This is a genomic window from Flavobacterium agrisoli (genome assembly GCF_016522065.1).
Taxonomy (GTDB): Bacteria; Bacteroidota; Bacteroidia; order Flavobacteriales; family Flavobacteriaceae; genus Flavobacterium; species Flavobacterium agrisoli.
In genome coordinates this window covers 192,852-214,747 of sequence record NZ_JAEHFV010000005.1, presented here as the reverse complement: position 1 = coordinate 214,747, position 21,896 = coordinate 192,852, and the positions used below count along the sequence as shown (strand labels likewise).

Below are 21,896 nucleotides of genomic sequence, written 5' to 3'. Positions count from 1 at the left end.
TCGATTAAAGAGAAAAAACAGAATAGCTCTAACAATTAATTGCGTATTGCCGTTATATAATTGACAACAGCGCTGTGCGAAACGGTGTGTTTTTTAAAATGTTTTTGAACTAACTGTCGCTCTTCTTCGGTTGCTTCGAGTTGGTTTAAAATGTTGTTTAAATGCATTTTCATGTGGCCGGCTTGAATTCCGGTGGTTGTTAAGGAACGTAAAGCAGCAAAATTTTGCGCCAAACCTGCAACGGCAATCACTTCCATCAATTCGGTAGCCGACGGATTTTCGAGTAAAGTCAAACAAAATTTCACCATCGGGTGCAAGGTAGTCAAACCTCCCACTGTACCAAGTGCTAATGGTAAATCTACCCAAAAAGTAAAAACACCGTTTTCAATTTTTGCATGTGACAAACTAGAATAGGTACCGTTTTTGGCAGCATAAGCATGTACGGCTGCTTCGATAGCCCTAAAATCGTTTCCGGTGGCTAAAACGACAGCATCTACACCATTCATAATTCCCTTATTGTGTGTTACAGCCCTAAAAGGTTCGATTTCGGCAATTTGAACGGCTTGAACAAAACGTTGGGCAAATAACAAGGGTTCAGGAATATGCTTTTCGGCTAAATCCGAAACAGGACATGAAACTTCAGCACGAACCACACAATTTGGTACATAATTCGATAAAATACTCATGATGATTTCGAGGATCGTACCCTTTTTTTGAAATGGCTCATATTCAGCAGCTTTTTCTTTAAAAGTAACAGCAAATTGCTCCAAGCAGGAATTTATAAAATTGGCTCCCATGCTGTTTTTAGTTTCAAAAGTAGCATGGAGTTGGTAGTAATTTTTTAGTTCAGAGGTTTTATTTTTTAAAACAATATCGGTAATTCCGCCGCCACGTTGGCGCATGTTTTGAGTAATACTTTCGGTTGCTTCAAATAAGGCAGGTTTAATTTTTTCAAAAAAGGCTTCTAAAAGTGCCAATTCGCCATCAAAAATAAAATGTACCTGACCAATTTTTTCGGTACCGAGAATCGTAGTTTTAAATCCGCCACGTGTAGCCCAAAATTTAGCTGCTTTTGAAGCTGCTGCTACTACCGAACTTTCTTCTATCACCATCGGAATAGTTTTGTATTTGCCATTGATTAAAAAATTAGGTGCAATGCCTAAAGGCAAATAAAAATTACTTATGGTGTTTTCAATAAACTCATCGTGTAATTGCTGAATTTTTTCGTCGGTATTCCAATATTTTTTTAATAAAGTTTCGGCTTCGTTAGGGGTAGAGAAGTATTGCTCGGCTATCCAATTGATTTTTTCTTGTTTGCTTAATTTAGAAAATCCGGCTACAGCATTGTTCATTTTAAAGGAATTAAATTTGTTTGAAGCTGCAAAGATAAAATTTTACCGCATGCAGTAAAGTATTGTTTGTAATCTAATACTTAAACAAGTAACTTAAATAATACAAAAGCTTTGTTTTTTCTTAACATTTAACATTCGATATGTGTAAAAAGTGTTTTTTTTTCACTAAAATTGGGCTCTTTTTTAGATTTAATTCAATACTATGAAGTTACACAGAATTACCACGGTTCTTTTATTTTTGGGTTTTAGCGTTTTTGCACAACAGCAAATTACTGTTGAAAGTTTGTATAATGGTAGCTTTCGGGCAAAAGGAATGGATGCTTTGCAAGCCATGAAAAACACCAACCAATATACGGTATTGAATTTTGATCGCAGCAGCCGAAGCATGCAAATTGATTTGTACGACTACGCTTCGTTAAAAAAAGTATGGACTTTAATCGATACTAAGCAACATTCGGATTTGCCTTTAATTGATAGTTATACTTTTGATGAAGCCGAAAAGCAAATTTTATTAGCCTGTAATTCCAATCAAATTTTTCGTCATTCTTTTACAGCCGATTATTATTTATATGATGTGGCATCGAATAAATTGAATAAATTATTCGATTTTCAAGTGCAAGAAGCTACTTTTTCTCCAGACGGAACCAAAATCGCTTACGCAAAAGACAATAATTTATTTGTTTATGAAATTGCGACTCGAAAAACGACTCAAATTACTACCGACGGTCAAAAAAACGCTGTTATAAATGGTATTACGGATTGGGTTTACGAAGAAGAATTTGCCTTTGTGCGTGCCTTTGATTGGAGTAAAGACAGTAAAAAATTGGCTTACATTCGTTTTGATGAAACGCAAGTGCCCGAGTTTACGATGACTATTTTTGAAAAATCACTTTACCCAACAGCAGAAACTTTTAAATATCCAAAAGCAGGCGAAAAGAATTCCGATGTTTCGTTGCATATAGTGGATGTGGCTTCTAATACCACTCATAAGATTGACTTGAGTACTTACAAGGACTTTTATATAGCTCGTTTAAAATGGACGAACGATGCCAATGTGCTTTCGGCTCAAGTTTTAAACCGTCATCAAAATAATTTGGATTTACTTTTCATTGATGGGAATTCTGCGAAAGCAAAAGTTGTTTTAAACGAAAAAGACAAAGCCTATGTTGATGTAACAGATAATTTGACTTTTTTAAAAGACAACAGTTTTATTTGGACTTCTGAAAAAGATGGGTTCAATCACATTTATGTTTACGATAAAAATGGGAAGCTTAAAAACCAAGTAACCAAAGGAAATTGGGAGGTTACGGCTTATTATGGTTTTAACGAAAAATCAAAAACCGTTTTTTATCAATCAACCGAAAATGGTTCAATTAACCGCAGTGTGTATAAAATTGGTTTGGATGGTAAAGGTAAAACGGCTCTTTCTAATGAAAAAGGAACTAATAGCGCAACTTTTAGCCCTAATTTTGAGTACTATATCAATTCGTTTTCAAATGTTTCTCAGCCTACAGTTTATACATTAAACGAAACCAAAAGCGGAAAAACGATTCAGGTAATCGAAGACAACAAAGCTTTGTTAGAGAAATTCAATTCGTATAATTTCCCTCAGAAAGAATTTTTTGTTTTAAAAACAGAAAAAGGAAATGAATTAAATGCTTGGATTTTAAAACCAAAAGATTTTGATCCGAATAAAAAATATCCTGTATTTATGTATCAATATTCAGGTCCGGGTTCTCAACAAGTAGCCAATCAATGGTACAATACTAATGATTATTGGTTTATGATGTTATCGCAACAAGGTTATATTGTGGCTTGTGTTGATGGTCGTGGAACAGGTTTTAAAGGAGCTGATTTTAAAAAAGTAACCCAGTTACAATTGGGCAAATACGAAGTAGAAGATCAAATTGATGCGGCAAAAGTTATTGGCAATTATCCGTATGTGGATAAAACGAGAATCGGAATTTTCGGTTGGAGTTACGGAGGTTTTATGGCTTCAAATTGTATTTTTCAAGGTGCCGATGTTTTTAAAATGGCTATTGCTGTAGCGCCAGTAACCAATTGGCGATTTTATGACAGTGTCTATACCGAAAGATACATGCAAACGCCGCAAGAAAACGCTGCAGGTTACGATCAAAACTCGCCAATTAATCACGTTGAAAAGTTAAAAGGTAAGTTTTTATTAATTCATGGTTCGGCCGATGATAATGTACATGTACAAAATTCCATGCAAATGATGGAGGCTTTGATTCAGGCTAACAAACAATTTGACTCTCAAATTTATCCAGATAAAGACCACGGAATTTATGGTGGTAAAACGCGTGTGCAACTTTACACAAAAATGACTAATTTTATTAAAGCTAACCTATAAATCGTAAATGAGCACAACTAAACTTACCTTAGAAGAAATTCAGAATTTCGAAGGAAAATATCCAAAACAATTATGGTATTTGTTTTTCGTTGAAATGTGGGAGCGTTTTTGCTTCTACGGGATGCGCGGCGTACTAACTATTTTTATGGCCGATCAACTTTTAGGGTTGGCACTTTCGGACAAAGATGCTAATTTAAAATATGGTGCTATCCAAGCTTTTGTGTATGCGTTTACTTTTATTGGAGGTATTTTTGCCGACAAGATTTTAGGGTTTAAAAAATCTTTGTTTTTTGGGGGTTTAATCATGATTGTCGGAAATTTAACCATTGCATTTTCACCTCAAGCGTTGTTTTACGTCGGAATTACATTAACGATAATTGGCACAGGTTTTTTTAAACCGAATATTTCTTCGATGGTGGGTGAATTATATAAAGAAGGGGATCCACGACGCGATGCCGGTTTTGGTTTGTTTTATTCTGGGATTAATTCGGGTGCCTTTTTAGGTGGAATTGTATGTGTTTATCTCGGTAAAAGTGAAGATTTTGGTTGGAGTTATGCCTTTTTAGCTGCAGCAGTTGTAATGGTAATCGGATTAATCACATTTTTATATACTAAAAAATCATTAGGCCCTATTGGTGATTCTCCTTTGCTAGAAACCAACGAACCTTCAAAACGTAAATCAAAAGAAATTGCTGTGTATATTGGTGCGCTTTTAAGTATTCCATTGGTTTTTATGATGATTAAAAACACCGATTATACCGATTATTTTATGTATAGTATTGGTCCAATTGCTCTTTTGTATTTTGTTTACGAAATGTTTAAAGAGACCAGTATTGCGGCTAGAAAAAAATTAGTAGCAGCCTTGGTTTTTATTTTGTTTTCGATTGTGTTTTGGGCTTTTTTTGAGCAAAGCGGCGGATCTTTATCCTTATTTGCTAAATACAATCTTTCGGACAAATTGTTGTTTTTTAACATCGATCCTAATATGGTGAACAATTCTTCTAATTCTTTATTTGTAATTGTTTTTAGTCCCATTATTGGATTGTTGTGGTTAGGCTTGGCAAAAAGAAAAATAGAGCCCAATACGGTGATTAAATTTGGTATTGGCTTTTTGTTTTTAGCAGCAGCTTTTTATATTTTTTATACGACACGTTTTTTTGCAGGGCCTGATGGTAAAAGCTCTTTGAATGTATTTACTGGAGCTTACTTGATTGTTACTTTGGCCGAGTTATGCTTGTCGCCAATAGGATTATCTATTATGACAAAATTATCGCCTAAACGATTGTCGGGTATGATGATGGGAATGTGGTTTTTGGCAAGTGCTTATGGGCAATATGTAGCAGGTTTGTTAGGTGCAGGAATGTCATCACCAGATGAAAATGCTTCTGCTTCAGATAAATTAATCGCTTTTACAGATGGTTATTATCAATTAGCCATTTACGCTTTAATTGCGGGCGCTATTTTGATTGTGCTTTCGCCATTAGTTAAAAAGTTAATGCAAGAAGTGAGATAAACAAAACGGATTTTATAAGAAATTATTAGTTTTAAATATATAACATGAGTCAAAATTCTACCGATCACTTTTTTAAAAATCCCGTTTTAGGGCATCCTGCAGGATTGTTTGTTTTGTTTTTTACCGAAATGTGGGAGCGTTTTTCGTTTTACGGAATGCGCTCGCTGTTGATATTGTTCTTAACAACAGCTATCACTGATGGCGGTTGGGAATGGAGTCGCGAAAACGCTTCAGCTTTGTTTGGCTCTTACGTAGGATTGGTCTATTTATCAACCATGTTAGGTGGGTATTTTGCGGATAAAATTATTGGTTTTCGATGGGCAGTGGTTGTTGGGGCGTTATTAATGACTTTAGGACACGCTTCCATGGCACTTGAAACGGAGTTCACAATTTATTTAGGACTGGTTTTATTGGTTTTTGGAAATGGTTTTTTTAAACCAAATATGACATCAATTTTGTCGGAAATGTACAAAGACCGACCAGAAAAAAAAGACGGAGCTTATACTTTGTTTTACATGGGTGTAAATTCGGGAGCTTTTTTCGGAATTTTACTTTGTGGGTATTTAGGCGAAAAAGTAGGATGGAGTTACGGTTTTGGCCTAGCTGGAATTTTCATGTTTTTCGGAATGTTACAATTTTGGTTTTCTCAAAATATTTTCGGAACAATTGGATTAAAACCCAACAAAGAAACCACCGAAGCGGCCGAGTTGCTTGATACTGATAAGCGAAATCCGTTTACACCTTGGCAATTGGGCGTTATTGCTCTTTCGGCTATTTTAGGTTTGTTATGGGTTTTAAATGATCCGGCAACTAAAATCTCGGGAGGAAAGGTAAATATCTTTGCTTTTCTAGGTGAAAATGGTAATTCAATCGCCATTGTAACCGCTTTGATTTTGTTTGTCATTTTATTGTTGTATCGTTTTACGCAATACTCAACCATTACGCGTCAAAAAATGATGGCAGTTAGTTTCTTTGCGTTTCTTACCATTTTCTTTTGGGCTATTTTCGAACAATCGCCTAACAGTTTAACGATTTTTGCAAACGATTATACCAATCGTGTTTTAGAAGGAAATTGGAGTGTAGGTTTTTTAATTGCCAATACCTTAATTACTGTTTTGCCTTTGGCTATTATTACCTATGTTTTGATTTTGTTGTTTAAACAAACCTTTGCTACGTATGCTAAAGCGAATCTTATTTTGGGCGCGAGTTTCGTTATTATTTGGTTGATTGCGTTGTGGATGTTAACCCGTGATTATTATACTGCTGGCTTTTTATCTTTAAGTGATGGAACTCTAGAAGCTTTAAAAATAGAAAAAGTAACCAAGCCGCTTACCGAAGTACCGGCAACTTGGTTTTCTACCTTAAATTCCTTATTTATTATTTCGTTAGCCCCTTTATTTTCTAAATGGTGGGAAAGTAAATACAATCCTTCTGCTAACTTAAAATTTGGTGTGGGAATGGGACTTTTGGCCTTAGGGATGGCTTGTGTGGCGTTTGGTTCTAGCGGAATTGAGCCAGGAGCGAAAACAGCATCGGTTAGTATGATTTGGTTGATTTTGGTGTATTTATTTCATACAATGGGTGAACTTTGTATCTCACCAGTAGGATTATCGTATGTGAGTAAATTAGTGCCAGCCCGAATGATTGCTTTTATGTTTGGAGTTTGGTATTTGGCAGTTGCAATTGGTATGAAAGGAGCCGCTATGTTTGGAGAAAATATCGACAAAATTGCCAACGAACACGGATTGAGTTATTTCTTTTGGATGCTGACCATTATCTCTCTCGCTGTAGCAGTTTTCTCGGTTATCATGTCGCCTGTAATTAAAAAGTTAATGCACGGAGTTCGTTAAATTTTATATTTTTACTCCATATTATAAATTAATTTTTCAGTTATGAAAAAATATGTAATGTTGTTCTTGTTCTTTATAGGATGCTTTGCTATGCAAGCGCAAGAGTTGAATTGGCACACCGATGTGAAAGAAGCGGTCGATTTAAGTGCGAAAGAGCACAAGCCAATTATGTTGTTTTTTACAGGAAGTGATTGGTGTGGTTGGTGTATCCGTTTGCAAAATGAAGTATTAAAAACACCCGAATTTGCCAAATGGGCGCAAGAAAATGTGATTTTAGTCGAATTGGATTTTCCAAGAAGAACTGCTCAATCACCTGAAATCCGCAATCAAAATAACCAGTTGCAACAAGTTTTTGGAATTCAAGGTTTTCCAACTGTTTTTTTTGCAAACGTAGAAACGACTGATGGTAAAATTAATTTTAAAGGATTAGGTCGAACGGGCTATGTAGCCGGAGGTCCACAACCTTGGTTGGATTCTGCTAATACGATACTGAAAAACAAATAGTTGTATTTTAATATTTTAAAAACCTCGTTAGGCTGCCTAACGAGGTTTTTTTGTGCTCTTTGATTTTGTGGTTTATATTAAAAAAGAGGAATATTTAAAAAATGTACCTTAAAAAAACGCATAGTAAAAAAAATATGTTAAATTCGTTTTTAGTTGATAATTTTTTAAACCCCAAATTATGAATAAAACACTACTATTTTTACTTTTTATTTTTTCTGGATATTTGCATGCGCAAGGTGTAGAATGGAAGACAAATATTAATGATGCTATAGTATTAAGCAGTAAAACCCGAAAGCCAATGCTGATTTTATTTACAGCAAATAATTTAGATCGGGAATTGCAATCTCAAGTTTTTAATACCTATGATTTTACTGATTGGGCCAAGAAAGAGGTGATTTTAGTTCGTTTGGATTTATCCGATTCGGCTTTAGATGAGCAAACGAAAGAGGACAATATGAAGCTTAAAAATGCTTTTGGCGTAAATCAAATTCCAACCGTTTGTTATACCAAAGCTAATTTCAGAAATAATAAAACCACTTTTCAGTTTATGGGAAAAGTAATTTACGACCACAAAGGTTTGCGAAGTTGGATGAACCAAAGCGAAAATGTACTAAATCACGAAGAAATTACCGATTAAGGTTTTCGGTAAAATCCTATTTCATTTGTGGCATGAAACGGAATTTTTAATTTGGTACACGTTTTTTTCCATTTTTGAATAACGGCGGTATAGTTAGAATAATCAGCCAAAACTTGTTTAGGTCTAGTTTCTTCGATGACGCGTTCTAAATTAATTTTTGGAGATTGAACTAAAAGCAATACATCGGGATTTACGTTTTTAAGATAAACCGAACTGCTGTCAATTACCATTATTTTTGATTGGTTATGATAAATAAAATTCACAAAAGGTCTTGCTTGAATTTTATAAGAATGTTGGGTCATGTAATTATGGATATTCCAATTTAAATAATTGATTTTGTTTGGTGAATAAAGCGTTATTTCAGTCCCTTTTTTTAGGCTGATAATGGTATTTTTATAATCGTTAAAAAGTATTAATTCTGTTCCATTTTCTTGTTCGTATTTTTGATAGATGTAAATACTTTGTAAAGAAATCAAGGCGATTACACAGTAAATAAAAGTGTGGATTTTTTTGTTTTTGCAAAAAAGAATAAAGGTAAAAATGAATAAGTAAGATGCTAAAAGTAAACCGATAGAAAAGCTAATATCTGTAAAAACAAATTGTTTAAAATGAGCAATCCATGCTACAAACTGATTTAAAAATTCAATTAGTACTTTTAAAAGCCAAACTAGTAATTCGGGTAATATCCCCAAAACAGCGAGTATAATGGTTAAAATCCCAACAAACATGATGACGCTTACTAACGGAATTACAACTAAATTAGTTATCAAAAACAATCCTGGAAATTGATGAAAATAATACAACGTTACGGGTAATGTTCCTATTTGTGCGGCTAGTGTTACTCCGAAACTGTCGATTAGGTTAGTTATTATTTTATTTTTTGAGGTGTAAATTGATTTGAATAAAGGTTGCATCCAAACAATAAAAAATACGGCACAATAACTCAACTGAAAACCTACATCATACAAACTATTCGAATCAAATAATAAGATGAAAAAAGCCGAAAGCAGTAAAGTATGGTAAATGTTAGTGGGTCTTTTTAAATAATCGGCAATGGCTATAAAAGAGAACATAATTGTGGCGCGCAATATGGAGGGAGATAAACCCGTTACTATTGCGAAACCGGATAAAATAGCTAGCAAAATAAGCAGTTTTGCAATTCCAAATTGATTGGGAATTTGTTTTAACAAAAAGCCAAAAAACAGCATAATAAAACCAACATGGAGCCCAGAAACTGCCAATATATGGGTTGCTCCAGCGTTTTGATACTCTTTTACTATATCGGGATTAATATCGTGTCGTTGTCCTAATAATAATGCAGTTGCAATGGGTAAAGATTCGTCATTTAATCCTTTTTGGTTTAATTTTGTAATTATTTTTTCACGAAATAAATGGGCATAATACCAACTGTTTTTAGTGATTTTTTTTGTGATTAATAATTTCGATTTCGAAGTTTTTATTTGGCCGAATATATTTTTGTTTTTCAGATAAGTGCCGTAATCAAACTGAAAAGGGTTTTTAGCTTTTGAAATTACATCTATTTTTCCATTAATTAATACTGCTTTACCCGATTGCAGGTTTAGGTTTTGTCCTTCTTTTTTTATTTTGAGAAGTATCTTTCCGTTAGCCTTTTTGCCATTTATGGAATGTATAAAAACAATGTAATTATCCGTATAACCATTCGATTTTATTTTTTCTTTGATACTTATTTGTATATGCGAGTATGTAGAATAAACTTTTTCGAAATGTGTATAATGTTCCTTGTGATTGCTTTTATTTTGTAATTTTTGACAAGTAATGCCTAAAAACAAAGCACAAAGTAACGGAATGTATTGAAAGCAAGTGATGCTTTTGGTTAATTTTGAACAGATTGTAGCAAAAGCAAAAAGCAAAATACCGCTAATGATTACATAAGTGGGCAATTGTGTGGGTAAATGAAAGTGGTGTTCTATAATGATTCCGATTATAAAACAACATACAAATAGTGTTAAGGGAAAATGCAAAAATTTCATCTGTACTAAAATAATAATTTTTAGTAAGAAAAATCTTTTAATTTATAATTCTGTTGATTTGTTCGAAACTTTTTTTGTAATAGGCTTCGGTAATAGACGATATGATAACACCTTTGGAAGTAGAGGAATGAATGAATTTGATATCGTCTTTTTCGATTTCGGTTATCAAACCCACGTGGTTTATTTTTTGACTACCATTCGTTTTAAAAAAAATTAAATCGCCTTTTTGGGCTTCTTCTCTAGGAATTACTTTTCCGATTTTAGATTGTTCAAATGAGCTTCGGGGTAAGTTTATCGATTCCGATTGAAACGTAGTGAAAACCAAGCCTGAACAATAAAAACCCGCTTTAGTAGTACCAGCATATTTGTATTTGACACCCAAATTGCTTTCGGCAGTCCGAATTAAATTAGAAATTATTTTTTTAGAGTTAGAGGTCGATTTGTTGCTTTCTGTCACTACAGAGCTGCTGGATTTACAAGATGTAAAACCAATTAAAAGTAACAGTAAAGGAATGATTTTTTTCAAATTAGTTTTTTTTCAGTGCACTTACAATCAGTTGAGCCGTTTTTTGACTGGCGCCTAATCCGCCTAGTTTAGTTTCGAGTTCATCGTATTGATGCAATAATTTTTTACGGTAATCCGGATTCAGGATTTTTTGAAGTTCTTCTTTAATTCGTTTGTATGAACAATCTCCCTGAATCAATTCGGTTACCACCATTTTGTCCATAATCAAATTCACCAACGAAATGTATTTTAAGGTAATAATTCGTTTGGCTATTTGATACGAAAACCAATTGGCTTTGTAACAAACCACTTCTGGAACTTTAAAAAGTGCAGTTTCTAAAGTGGCAGTCCCCGAGGTTACCAAAGCTGCTGTAGCACATTGTAATAAATTATACGTTTCGTTGGAAACAAAAGCAATATTTTGGGATTGGTCTATAAATTGCTGATAAAATTCAAAATCCTGACTGGGTGCACCGGCAATAACAAATTGATAATCTTTAAAATCGCCTACTACGCTTAACATTACTTCGAGCATTTTGGTGATTTCTTGTTTGCGACTTCCCGGTAAAATAGCGATAATAGGCTTTTCGGATAAATTATGGCTTTTTTTGAAGGTGGCGATATCAAAATCTGGGCGATTGTGAATGGCATCAATTAACGGATGTCCAACAAATTCTACAGGGTAATGGTGTTTTTTTTCGTAAAAATCTTTTTCAAACGGCAAGATGACAAACATTTTGTCTACATCGCTTTTTATGGCGGTAATTCGGTTTTCTTTCCAAGCCCAAATTTGAGGAGAAATGTAGTAGAATGTTTTTATTTGAAGTGGTTTTGCCCATTTTGCAATACGCATATTAAAACCCGGATAATCAATAAAAATCAACACATCGGGCTGAAATGTTAAAATATCTTTTTTACAAAAATCTATATTATTTAAAATGGTTTTCAGGTTAAAAACCACCTCGGCAAATCCCATAAATGCCAAATCACGATAATGTTTGACTAAAGTGCCGCCTGCTTTTTGCATCAAATCGCCTCCCCAAAAACGAATTTCGGCTGCCGAATCTTCTTGATGTAAGGCTTTCATTAAATTGGATCCGTGCAAATCGCCAGAAGCTTCACCGGCTATAATGTAATATTTCATTTTTTGATTTTTAGAAAGTGCAATTGTAATGCTGTCGGAATGATAAAATTAAACAAATATTGTAAATAATCCGATGGTAATGACCGCAGCAATTATTCCTTTAACAGCCGATTCTTGGTTTTGTTTTAAAAAGTAGCCAAACAAAATTAAATTGGGAAGGCTACCGAGCGTTAGCACTTTTCCTAGATTGTTTTCGTTTTTGATAAGCGCAAAACTTTCTAAAACAGGTAAATCAGTTGCGTAATACAAGTATAAAAAACAACTTATAAATGTGACTAAAAGTCCCGAAAAGAATCCCAATATAAAGGCAGTTTTATTCATTTAAATTCCAGGAGTTTAGTTGTTGTTTAAAATGATGCGCGGTTAAATCAAATTGCACCGGAACAATCGAAATATAGCCATTTTGCAAGGCCCATTCATCGGTGTCTTCGCCTTGGTCGTGGTTTACAAATTCACCCGATAACCAATAATAATCTTTTCCGAAAGGAGTTTGTCTTTTGTCGAATTTTTCTACCCAAAGCGCATTGGCTTGACGGCAAATTTTAATTCCTTTAATTTGATTTTCTTTCAACTTTGGGAAATTTACATTTAAAATAACGCCTTTTGCCAAACCGTTAGCCAGTGTTTCTAAGGTGATTTTTTTAACAAATTTGCGTATGCTTTCAAAATCGGCATTCCAATCATAATCCAAAAGTGAAAATCCGATGGCCGGAATGCCTTCAATTCCCGCTTCAACTGCCGCACTCATAGTACCCGAATAAATCACGTTTATAGACGAATTAGAACCGTGATTTATTCCCGAAACACACAAATCGGGTTTTCGTTTTAAGATTTCATTTACTGCCAATTTTACGCAATCAACTGGCGTGCCCGAGCAACTATATTCGGCAATAGCCGCATCTTCTTTCGAAACTTTATTCAGATATAAGGTGTTGTTTATTGTTATGGCATGTCCCATGGCACTTTGAGGTTTGTCGGGAGCCACCACAATTACGTCGCCAATTTCGCTCATAACTTCTATTAAAGTCCGTACACCCGGCGCTGTAATTCCGTCGTCATTGGTAACTAATATTAAAGGTTTTTTTGATTTCATTTCGTATTTTTTATCTTGCGTGCGTAAAATGGTTTAGTAGCTAAGCAAAAATACAGGATGAAAACACAAAATGGAACTAATTGCCGATAATTTTGTGAAGTTCCCTAAAAGACGTTTTTGAGACTGAAACATTTTTATATCTTTAACAAAAAATTGGGGCATCGCTATGATTGAACGCCTTATTTTTAGTGTAATTTAGATTAAAAATTTTTGATGAATGCTATAATTGAGTTTATGAAAAGAAATTATAAGATAATCTTAGCTGTTGTATTGTTGTCGGCAACTTTGTTTGCTTTCAAACTGAACACTACAGATACGAATGAGGGAGAGGATAGTGACAAAGTGCTTTTGGAATTGTTGGCTTTTGTGATAGAAAAAGGGCATTATGCACCAGCAGAAATTAATGATGAATTCTCGAAAGGAATTTATAAAGATTATATAGAGGGTTTAGACCCTTCTAAAAGGTTCTTTTTGCAATCGGATATAGATGAATTTTCAAAATTTGAATTGCTTTTAGATGATCAGTTTAAAAATAAAGATTTGACTTTTTTTAACTTGACTTACACGCGTTTGCAACGTAGAATGGAAGAAAGTAAAAAAAGGTATAAAACCATTTTAGCTGCGCCTTTCGATTATAAAAAGAAAGAAAGTCTGAATACGGACTACGAAAATACGCCGTATGCTAAAAACTCGGCCGAACTTACGGATAAATGGCGTAAACAAATTAAACTTTCTACCTTATCTTCTTTGGTTACAAAAGAAAAGATGGAAGAGGATAAAAAGAAAAAAGATCCTTCGTATAAACCAAAATCGTACGCCGTTTTAGAAAAAGAAACGCGTGACAATTCTTTGAAATCTTTAGATGAGTATTTCGATTTTATAGATGATTTAAACCGTAAAGATTATTTTTCGGTTTATGTTAATTCTATTATGTCTCGTTTTGATCCACATACGAGTTATTTTGCTCCTGAAGAAAAAGAACGTTTTGATGTTAATATCAGTGGAAAATTAGAAGGAATTGGCGCTCGATTACAAAAGAAAAATGATTATACCGAAATATCCGAATTAATTTCAGGCGGACCTGCTTGGAGAGGCAAACAATTACAGGCAGGAGATTTGATTTTGAAAGTAGCGCAAGGTGCTGAAGAACCTGTTGATGTGGTGGGTATGCGATTGGATGATGTGGTTAAAAAAATCAAAGGTCACAAAGGAACTGAAGTTCGTTTGACAGTTAAAAAAGTAGACGGAACTATAGAAGTAATTTCCATTATTCGCGACATAGTTGAAATTGAAGAAACCTACGCAAAATCGAGTGTAGTAATCAAAAACGGAATCAAATACGGGGTGATTTATTTGCCTAAATTTTATATTGATTTTGAAAACAAAGACAGTCGTGATGCTGGAAAAGACATTGCGTTAGAAGTGGATCGCTTGAAAAAAGCAAATGTGCAAGGAATTGTATTAGATGTTCGTGATGACGGTGGAGGTTCGTTATCTACAGTGGTTGATATTGCTGGTTTATTCATTGAGCAAGGGCCAATTGTACAAGTGAAATCTGCTGGTAGAAAAAAAGAAGTACTTTATGATAAAGACAAAAAAGTAGAGTGGGATGGGCCATTGGTAATTATGGTAAATGGTTTTTCGGCCTCTGCTTCCGAAATTTTGGCTGCAGCTATCCAAGATTATCACCGTGGAGTTATTTTAGGTAGCAAGCAAACGTATGGTAAAGGAACAGTTCAAAATGTTATCGATTTGAATCAATTTGTTCGTAGTACTGACATGGGTGATTTAGGTGCTTTAAAAACGACGACTCAAAAATTTTATCGTATAAACGGAGGTTCTACACAGTTAGAAGGAGTTCACAGTGATGTGGCGGTTCCAGATCGTTACGCCTATTTAAAAATGGGCGAAAGAGATATTGACAATGCAATGCCATGGGATAAAATTGATGCTGCCGATTATACTTTATGGAAAGGGTCGCAAAATTTTAATCAAGCAGTGGCGAATAGTAGAATGCGTATAGCTCAAAATCCACAATTTCAATTAATTGATGAAAATGCAAAATGGATTGATACTCGTAGCAAAGAAAATACGTATAGTTTAAATATTGATGATTTTAAACGTACGCAAGACGAAGTGGAGCGAGAAGCAAAAAAATACAAACCAATTGTTGATTATAAAAATGATTTGATTTTCTCTTCTTTGCCTTATGAGGTTGAAGATATGAAAAATGATGCCTCTCTTAAAGAAAAAAGAGAAGCGTGGCACGAAGCGTTATCAAAAGATGTGTATGTAGAAGAAGCTTTAAATGTATTGCAAGATTTGCAAACAAAAAATTTAGCCAGAGAAACCGCTGCTTCATCAAAATATAAAAAAGAAAAAATTGCAGATAAAATGTAATTTTTAGTCTAGTTAGAAAGAGATAGCCTTAAAAGTTTTACTTTTGAGGCTATTTTTTTTTGTCATTATGAGATTATTTTCTTTTTTATTTGTGCTGATATTGTCTAGTTGTAAACAAGAGCTAAAATTAAACAATAGCACCATCGTTAATTCTGATTTAGCTACTACTTCATTTAGTTTAATGGAACATGATTTTGAGTACGGACCTACTTCGACAACTCATCAAATAATAAAACATGATTTTTATACGCTTTCTTATCATGAAAAATACGAACAGGCTGAATGGGTGGCTTATTTCTTAAAAAAGGATTATAAAGCTTCTAATTCGTTTAAGCGACCCTATTTTATCCAAGATCCGAAAGTGAAAACAAATTCAGCCGATTGGAGGAACTATAAAAATTCGGGTTACGACAAAGGTCATTTGTGTCCGGCTGCCGATATGGCTTTTAATCAAAACGCGTACAATGATACTTTTTATACGTCTAATATTGCTCCACAAAATCACGCCTTCAATAGTGGGATTTGGAATCGTTTGGAACAAAAAACGAGGTATTGGTCAACTCAATACGGTGGTTTATATGTGGTAACAGGTGGTATTTTAAAAGAAACAACTTCTTTTATTGGTGAAGAAAAGGTGGCTGTTCCTAATGCTTTTTATAAAATTTTATTCCGTTTTTCTAACGGAAAATATAAAATGATTGCTTTTGTAATTCCAAATAAAAAATCCGATAGGCCTTTGTCTGAATATGTTGTGAGTGTCGATTCAGTCGAAAAGAGCACAGGGATTGATTTTTTTCATAAGATGAATGACAAACTCGAAAATGAATTAGAAAGCCAATCCAATTATGCCAATTGGATTAAAGAATAAGTTACCATTCGTTTACTTTGTTTGCATCCATTTTTAAAAAGATGAACAATAAAATGGTAAATCCCCATAAACCCGAACCTCCGTATGAAAAGAAAGGCAACGGAACTCCGATAGTCGGGAATATGCCAGCAACCATCGCAATATTTACAAAAAAGTGTATAAATAAAATGGACGCAACGCAATACCCATATACACGACTGAATTTGGTTTTTTGACGTTCGGCTAAATAAATAATGCGCAATAATAAGGTTACAAATAGTGCAATAACCACAAGTGAACCTACAAAACCCCATTCTTCTCCTACAGTGGTAAAAATATAATCGGTATGTTGTTCAGGCACAAAACCACCTTTGGTTTGTGTCCCTTCTAAAAATCCTTTTCCGAACCAACCACCAGAGCCAATCGCAATTTCCGATTGATTAGTGTTGTAACCAATCCCTTTCATATCAACCGTTTTTCCTAATAGAATATTGAAACGGTCTCTATGGTGTTGTTTGAAAACATTTGTAAAAACATAATTAACAGAAAGTACAAAACCACTAATTAAAAGAAAAATTAAAGAGCTAGCAATTAAATTTCGATTAACTATTCGGGTTTTGAAGTAAACTGCGACAATGGTAATAAGGGCTATTAAAATAACGTATTCAGGTTCTAAAATCAATGTAAGGATAAATAATAATATGGCAATAAATCCAGTCCAAATGTACCAACCCGGTAATCCTTCACGATACAGAACAATAAAAAACATGCAATAAATAAGGGCACTTCCTGGGTCATGAGGTACAATAAGCAAAATGGGTAAGCCAATTATGCAAAGTGCTTGTAATTGCCTGTTGGTATCTTTTAAATTGATTTGTGTGTCACTGAGGTATTTGGCTAATGCCAACGAAGTGGTTGTTTTTACAAACTCCGAAGGTTGTAATCCAAATGAGCCAAAAGAATACCAGTTGGTTTGTCCTTTTATGGTTTTTCCAAAAACAAAAAGTCCAGCTAAAGATAATAAACCGATGACATAAATAATACTGGCATATTTTTCATAAAATTTTCCGTCAACGAAAAGTACCACAAAAATCAAAGGAATGGTCAAAGCAATGAAAATTAATTGCTTTTCGTAAGTGCCATCTGTTGAAGATAGGGATGAAGAATAGATGTTTAGCCATCCTAAAATGACCAAAATACTATAAATGATGACACTTAACCAGTCAATATTTTTTTTTACACTTTGATTTTTCATTGAAATAAATGACTAAATTAATTTTGCTGCGTTGAATCTATCGTTGTTTTTTTAGGAGCTGGTTCAGTGGTTACTGGTTTGATTTTAGCTTCTATTTTTGGGTCTTTAGGTGTCGATTCAATTCCGGCACCTGCTTCCATTCCGCCTAATTTTGCATATTGTGCTTTTAAACTTGTGTTTAAAATACGAGTTTCTAAATCCGTTCGTGTAATGCGTTTTCGCAAGTACTGTTCAATCATTAAACTCGCAATGGGGCCTGCAATGGTGGCTCCAAAACCTCCGTTTTCCACCATGATGGCAATGGCAATTTTTGGATTTTCCTTAGGTGCAAAAGCTACAAAAATAGAATGGTCTTTTAATTTGGTTCGAACGCCATCAATTTTAGCATAATTTTCGGCCGTTCCTGTTTTTCCACAAATATTGATCCCATCTACTCGTAGTGAACTAGCAGTACCGTAGTTGTAAACATCAAATAGTCCTTGAATGACCGGTGGGAAATATTTTTTGTCGATTGAAGTTTGGTGTTTGGTGGTGTATTTTTCGTCTATTTTTTTGCCCTCAATTTTTTTGATGATATGAGGTGTGTAATAATAACCTTGATTGGCAACGGTGGCCATCATATTAGCAAGCTGAATCGGGGTCATTAAAACCTCTCCTTGACCAATTGCGTTGGAAACAATAGTAGTACTTCGCCAGCCGCCATTAGGATAAATTCGTTTGTAGGTTTTGGATGTAGGTACATTTCCCCTTCTACCTGTTGGTAAGTCATATCCCATAAAATTTCCTAAACCAAAACTTTTTACATGGTCGCTCCATACATCAACCGCTTTTCCGGGATTGTTGTATTTGTTGATAGTTAACATGTAAGTTTGGGCAAAATAAGTGTTGCACGAGTTGTAAATACCATTATTAAGTTGATGTGGCCCAAATCCATGACATTTCATAAAACGACCTCTCCCGTAACTAAAACCATGATGGCACATAAATGTAGTTTTTTCGTCAATCACGCCTTCTTGTAAGCCAATAAGTCCTGTTAATATTTTAAACGGAGACCCAGGAGGATATTCGGCAAGTAATCCTCTATCATAAAGTGGTTTGGCAATAGAGTCGTAATACAACAAGGTGTAGTTTTTAGAGCGTTGACGGCCAACTAAAATTCCGGGGTCATAAGATGGAGCTGTAACCAAAGCGAGTATTTCGCCTGTTTTGGGTTCTATAGCTACAATTCCGCCTCGTTTGTTAATCATCAATTGCTCACCATATTTTTGTAATTCGGCATCAATACTCAAATTTATATCTTCGCCTTGTACGGCTATAGTGTCGTATTTTCCTTCTTTATAAGAACCAATTTCGCGATTGTATTTGTCTTTTTGAATGTATTTAACGCCTTTTATTCCGCGTAAAATTTCTTCATAACTTTCTTCAACACCCTGACGACCAATTAAATCACCACTATTATAGTACGGATTTTTTTTGATTTGTCTTTCGTTTACTTGGGTAATAAAACCGAAAATATTGGCGCCATAATCCACTTCATAATCACGTAACGAACGTTTTTGAACATAAAAACCTTCGAACTTTCGGATTTTTTCTTGGAAAGCAGCAAATTCGGCTTTGTTTAATTGTGCCAAGAAAACCGATGGTAAACGTGGACTGTATACTTTTGCTTTTTCGATTTTTTTTATAAAATCTTCTTTCGTTATATTCAGTAATTGACAAAATTCTAGGGTATCCAAATTTTTAATTTCTCTTGGAATTACCATAATATCATACGATGGCTGGTTAGCTACCAATAATTTGCCATTACGGTCGTAGATGTATCCTCTTTCGGGATAATCGTATTTAACTTTTATAGCGTTGTTTTCTGATTTTAATTTGAAAGAATCATCAATGATTTGTAAAAAGAATATGCGCATTACAAGCAAGGATGCTGCTATAATTATTAAGGATGGCAGCAAAACTTTTCTCATCTTTTATTGGGCTTAATTAGGTAAATTAAAATGATACAAATTATTATGGTAAACACGGTACTTGCTAAGGTACGAAGTAAGATGTCTAAAATGAAATTAAATTGGAATGCTTCGAGTATAAATAGGGTAAAATGGTGTATGACTACCGATACTAATATAAACGAAAAGCGTTCGGGGGTTATGGCTTCATTTATTCGGATGGTTTGGTATTCGTAACTTAAACCAAAAGCAAATTTGAAGACATAAGGCCTAAAAAAGGCCAAAACCAAACATGCTGTTGCGTGTATTCCGCCCGAATTGCAAAACATATCCATTACAATTCCTAACAAAAAACTTCCAATTAGCAATCCAGATTTGTTTCCGTTAACTGGATATAACATAATGAACAAAATGTAAGGAAAAGGGGTGATGAATCCCAAAAAATTCATTTTGTTAAATATTACTACTTGCAAAGTGAGTAGTACTATAAAACGAACAATATTCATTAATAGAGCACTATTCATCTTTTTGTTTGTTTTCTAGATTGATAAGTTCTTCGCGGTCTTTACTTTTGATAACATACACATGTCCTAAATTGGTCATGTCATTAAACAAGCGAACATTAAGTGTGTAATAGTTGGTTTTTGGATCAATAAAGATTTTGTCAATTGTTCCGATATTGATGTTTTCAGGGAAAATAACCGATTGACCACCTGTAACAATTGTGTCTCCTTTTCTTACCGAAGCCAAACGAGGAACATCGATTAACTGTACAAATCCGGTGCTTTTTCCGTTCCAGATTAAAGACCCAAAATGATTTGACTTTTTAATTTTGGCGTTGATTCTGGATTTAATATTCAAAATGCTAACAACAGTTGCGTAATTAGGCGAAATATCATCCACAATTCCGATTATCCCTTGACTGTTAATGACTCCCATATCGGCTTTAATTCCTTTTTTAGCACCATCGCCAATGGTAATGTAATTTTCGTGAACATTATACGAATTATGAATGACTTTCGTCACAATGATATCGGCTGGATTTACTCCTTTTATCGAATCTAGATTTGGAATTTGTAAGGTGTCTTTAATGTTGAAAACTAAACTTTTTAGGCGTGCATTTTCTAAAGCCAATTGTTCGTTTTGGGAACGCAAGTTTAAGTATTCGTTTACGTCGTTGATTTTTTCGTACACATTTCCAGTTAAAAAATTAGCAGAACTAATAATTCGACTTTTATGAAAGGAGTGTGATTGTATGGTAAGTCCCAACGATAATCCCAAAAGCAGCAAAAACAGTATTCGGTAACTGTTTCTTATAAGGAAATTAAAAATTTGCTGCATTTTTTTTATTTAAAATTATAAAATTCAGAAACTAAATCCCAATTTAATTTAAATAAAAGTTGGGATTTAGCGTATTTGAACTTGTTATTTTATAAGAATACTTTTGAATTTCGTGATGTTTTTTAAGGCCATACCAGTTCCTCTTACTACGGCTCTTAAAGGATCTTCTGCAATATATACCGGAAGATCGGTTTTTTGTGAGATACGTTTGTCTAAGCCACGTAACATAGAACCTCCTCCTGCTAAATAAATACCGGTGTTGTAAATGTCGGCAGCTAATTCGGGTGGGGTTTGCGAAAGTGTTTCCATTACAGCATCTTCAATACGTTGGATTGATTTATCTAATGCTTTTGCAATTTCGCGGTATGATACTTCAACTTGTTTTGGTTTACCGGTTAACAAGTCACGTCCTTGAACTGACATTTCTTCTGGAGCCGATTCTAAATCTTCGATAGCGGCACCAATTTGTATTTTGATTTTTTCTGCTGTACTTTCTCCCACAAAAAGGTTGTGTTGTGTACGCATATAATATACAATATCATTGGTGAAAACGTCTCCGGCAATTTTAACCGATTTGTCGCAAACAATTCCGCCTAAGGCTATAACTGCAATTTCTGTAGTTCCTCCACCGATGTCTACAATCATGTTTCCTTTTGGCTGCATAATGTCAATCCCGATACCGATAGCGGCTGCCATTGGTTCGTGTATCAAGTATACTTCTTTGCCATTTACGCGTTCACAAGATTCTTTTACGGCACGCATTTCTACTTCGGTAATTCCAGAAGGAATACAAACAACCATTCGTAAAGCGGGAGTAAACATTTTTTTCTTTAAAGCCGGAATACTTTTAATGAACATATTGATCATTTTTTCCGAAGCATCAAAGTCAGCAATAACCCCATCTTTTAATGGCCTTATGGTTTTGATATTTTCATGGGTTTTACCTTGCATCATGTTGGCTTCTTTACCAACGGCGATGATTTTACCAGAAACTCTGTCTCTAGCAACGATAGATGGACTATCAATTACAACTTTATCATTGTGAATGATCAAAGTGTTTGCGGTACCAAGGTCTATCGCAATATCCTCGGTCATGAAATCAAAAAATCCCATATGTTTTTTA

Annotated in this window: 18 protein-coding genes; 7 read left to right on the top strand and 11 right to left on the bottom strand. The window is 34.3% G+C overall.

Going from position 1 to position 21,896, the window contains the following annotated elements:
- Positions 1 to 35: 35 nt before the first annotated feature.
- Complete coding sequence (locus tag I5M07_RS12650; protein WP_200106814.1) at positions 36 to 1,352, bottom strand: hydroxymethylglutaryl-CoA reductase, degradative; 1,317 nt, start codon at positions 1,350 to 1,352, stop codon at positions 36 to 38.
- Positions 1,353 to 1,554: 202 nt separating this feature from the next.
- Between I5M07_RS12650 and I5M07_RS12645 the strand changes: the two genes are divergently transcribed.
- From I5M07_RS12645 to I5M07_RS12625, 5 genes are all read left to right on the top strand, one after another.
- A complete protein-coding gene (locus tag I5M07_RS12645; protein ID WP_200106813.1) occupies positions 1,555 to 3,723 on the top strand; it encodes a S9 family peptidase in 2,169 nt (722 codons plus the stop codon).
- A 7-nt stretch (positions 3,724 to 3,730) separates the two neighbouring features.
- On the top strand, positions 3,731 to 5,236 hold the full coding sequence (locus I5M07_RS12640) for a peptide MFS transporter (RefSeq protein ID WP_200106812.1): 1,506 nt from the start codon (positions 3,731 to 3,733) through the stop codon (positions 5,234 to 5,236).
- A 44-nt stretch (positions 5,237 to 5,280) separates the two neighbouring features.
- Positions 5,281 to 7,086 carry a peptide MFS transporter gene (locus I5M07_RS12635; RefSeq protein WP_200106811.1) on the top strand — a complete coding sequence of 602 codons (1,806 nt, stop codon included), beginning with the start codon at positions 5,281 to 5,283 and terminating at the stop codon, positions 7,084 to 7,086.
- Positions 7,087 to 7,128: 42 nt separating this feature from the next.
- The gene (locus I5M07_RS12630) at positions 7,129 to 7,590 is read left to right on the top strand and encodes a thioredoxin family protein (RefSeq protein ID WP_200106810.1); all 462 of its coding nucleotides are present in this window, start codon (positions 7,129 to 7,131) and stop codon (positions 7,588 to 7,590) included.
- Positions 7,591 to 7,768: 178 nt separating this feature from the next.
- Complete coding sequence (locus I5M07_RS12625; RefSeq protein ID WP_200106809.1) at positions 7,769 to 8,227, top strand: thioredoxin family protein; 459 nt, start codon at positions 7,769 to 7,771, stop codon at positions 8,225 to 8,227.
- Here the strand turns inward: I5M07_RS12625 and I5M07_RS12620 are convergent.
- The 5 genes from I5M07_RS12620 to surE are packed head-to-tail and all read right to left on the bottom strand — an operon-like array spanning position 8,224 to position 12,981.
- On the bottom strand, positions 8,224 to 10,239 hold the full coding sequence (locus tag I5M07_RS12620; protein ID WP_200106808.1) for a ComEC/Rec2 family competence protein: 2,016 nt from the start codon (positions 10,237 to 10,239) through the stop codon (positions 8,224 to 8,226). The two genes, I5M07_RS12625 and I5M07_RS12620, sit on opposite strands and share 4 nt — an antisense overlap.
- 37 nt (positions 10,240 to 10,276) lie before the next feature.
- Positions 10,277 to 10,765, bottom strand: a complete 489-nt coding sequence (locus I5M07_RS12615; protein WP_200106807.1) for a C40 family peptidase — start codon at positions 10,763 to 10,765, stop codon at positions 10,277 to 10,279.
- A 1-nt stretch (position 10,766) separates the two neighbouring features.
- A complete protein-coding gene (lpxB, locus tag I5M07_RS12610; RefSeq protein ID WP_200106806.1) occupies positions 10,767 to 11,888 on the bottom strand; it encodes a lipid-A-disaccharide synthase in 1,122 nt (373 codons plus the stop codon).
- Positions 11,889 to 11,936: 48 nt separating this feature from the next.
- The gene (locus I5M07_RS12605; protein WP_200106805.1) at positions 11,937 to 12,209 is read right to left on the bottom strand and encodes a hypothetical protein; all 273 of its coding nucleotides are present in this window, start codon (positions 12,207 to 12,209) and stop codon (positions 11,937 to 11,939) included.
- Positions 12,202 to 12,981, bottom strand: coding sequence for a 5'/3'-nucleotidase SurE (gene surE, locus I5M07_RS12600; RefSeq protein ID WP_200106804.1), 780 nt, complete (start codon positions 12,979 to 12,981; stop codon positions 12,202 to 12,204). Before surE ends, I5M07_RS12605 begins: the two co-directional genes overlap by 8 nt.
- A 213-nt stretch (positions 12,982 to 13,194) precedes the next feature.
- Between surE and I5M07_RS12595 the strand changes: the two genes are divergently transcribed.
- Both I5M07_RS12595 and I5M07_RS12590 read left to right on the top strand, forming a co-directional pair.
- The gene (locus tag I5M07_RS12595; protein ID WP_200106803.1) at positions 13,195 to 15,381 is read left to right on the top strand and encodes a carboxy terminal-processing peptidase; all 2,187 of its coding nucleotides are present in this window, start codon (positions 13,195 to 13,197) and stop codon (positions 15,379 to 15,381) included.
- Positions 15,382 to 15,448: 67 nt separating this feature from the next.
- A complete protein-coding gene (locus tag I5M07_RS12590; RefSeq protein ID WP_200106802.1) occupies positions 15,449 to 16,249 on the top strand; it encodes a DNA/RNA non-specific endonuclease in 801 nt (266 codons plus the stop codon).
- A 1-nt stretch (position 16,250) separates the two neighbouring features.
- Here the strand turns inward: I5M07_RS12590 and rodA are convergent, their stop codons facing one another.
- From rodA to I5M07_RS12565, 5 genes are all read right to left on the bottom strand, one after another.
- Positions 16,251 to 17,483, bottom strand: coding sequence for a rod shape-determining protein RodA (rodA, locus tag I5M07_RS12585; protein ID WP_200106801.1), 1,233 nt, complete (start codon positions 17,481 to 17,483; stop codon positions 16,251 to 16,253).
- Positions 17,484 to 17,500: 17 nt separating this feature from the next.
- Positions 17,501 to 19,453 carry a penicillin-binding protein 2 gene (gene mrdA / locus I5M07_RS12580; protein ID WP_200106800.1) on the bottom strand — a complete coding sequence of 651 codons (1,953 nt, stop codon included), beginning with the start codon at positions 19,451 to 19,453 and terminating at the stop codon, positions 17,501 to 17,503.
- Positions 19,450 to 19,956, bottom strand: coding sequence for a rod shape-determining protein MreD (locus I5M07_RS12575; RefSeq protein ID WP_200106799.1), 507 nt, complete (start codon positions 19,954 to 19,956; stop codon positions 19,450 to 19,452). The genes mrdA and I5M07_RS12575 overlap by 4 nt, the downstream gene beginning before the upstream one ends.
- On the bottom strand, positions 19,949 to 20,773 hold the full coding sequence (gene mreC / locus I5M07_RS12570; protein WP_200106798.1) for a rod shape-determining protein MreC: 825 nt from the start codon (positions 20,771 to 20,773) through the stop codon (positions 19,949 to 19,951). The genes I5M07_RS12575 and mreC overlap by 8 nt, the downstream gene beginning before the upstream one ends.
- A gap of 84 nt (positions 20,774 to 20,857) precedes the next feature.
- On the bottom strand, positions 20,858 to 21,886 hold the full coding sequence (locus I5M07_RS12565) for a rod shape-determining protein (protein ID WP_200106797.1): 1,029 nt from the start codon (positions 21,884 to 21,886) through the stop codon (positions 20,858 to 20,860).
- Positions 21,887 to 21,896 lie beyond the last annotated feature (10 nt).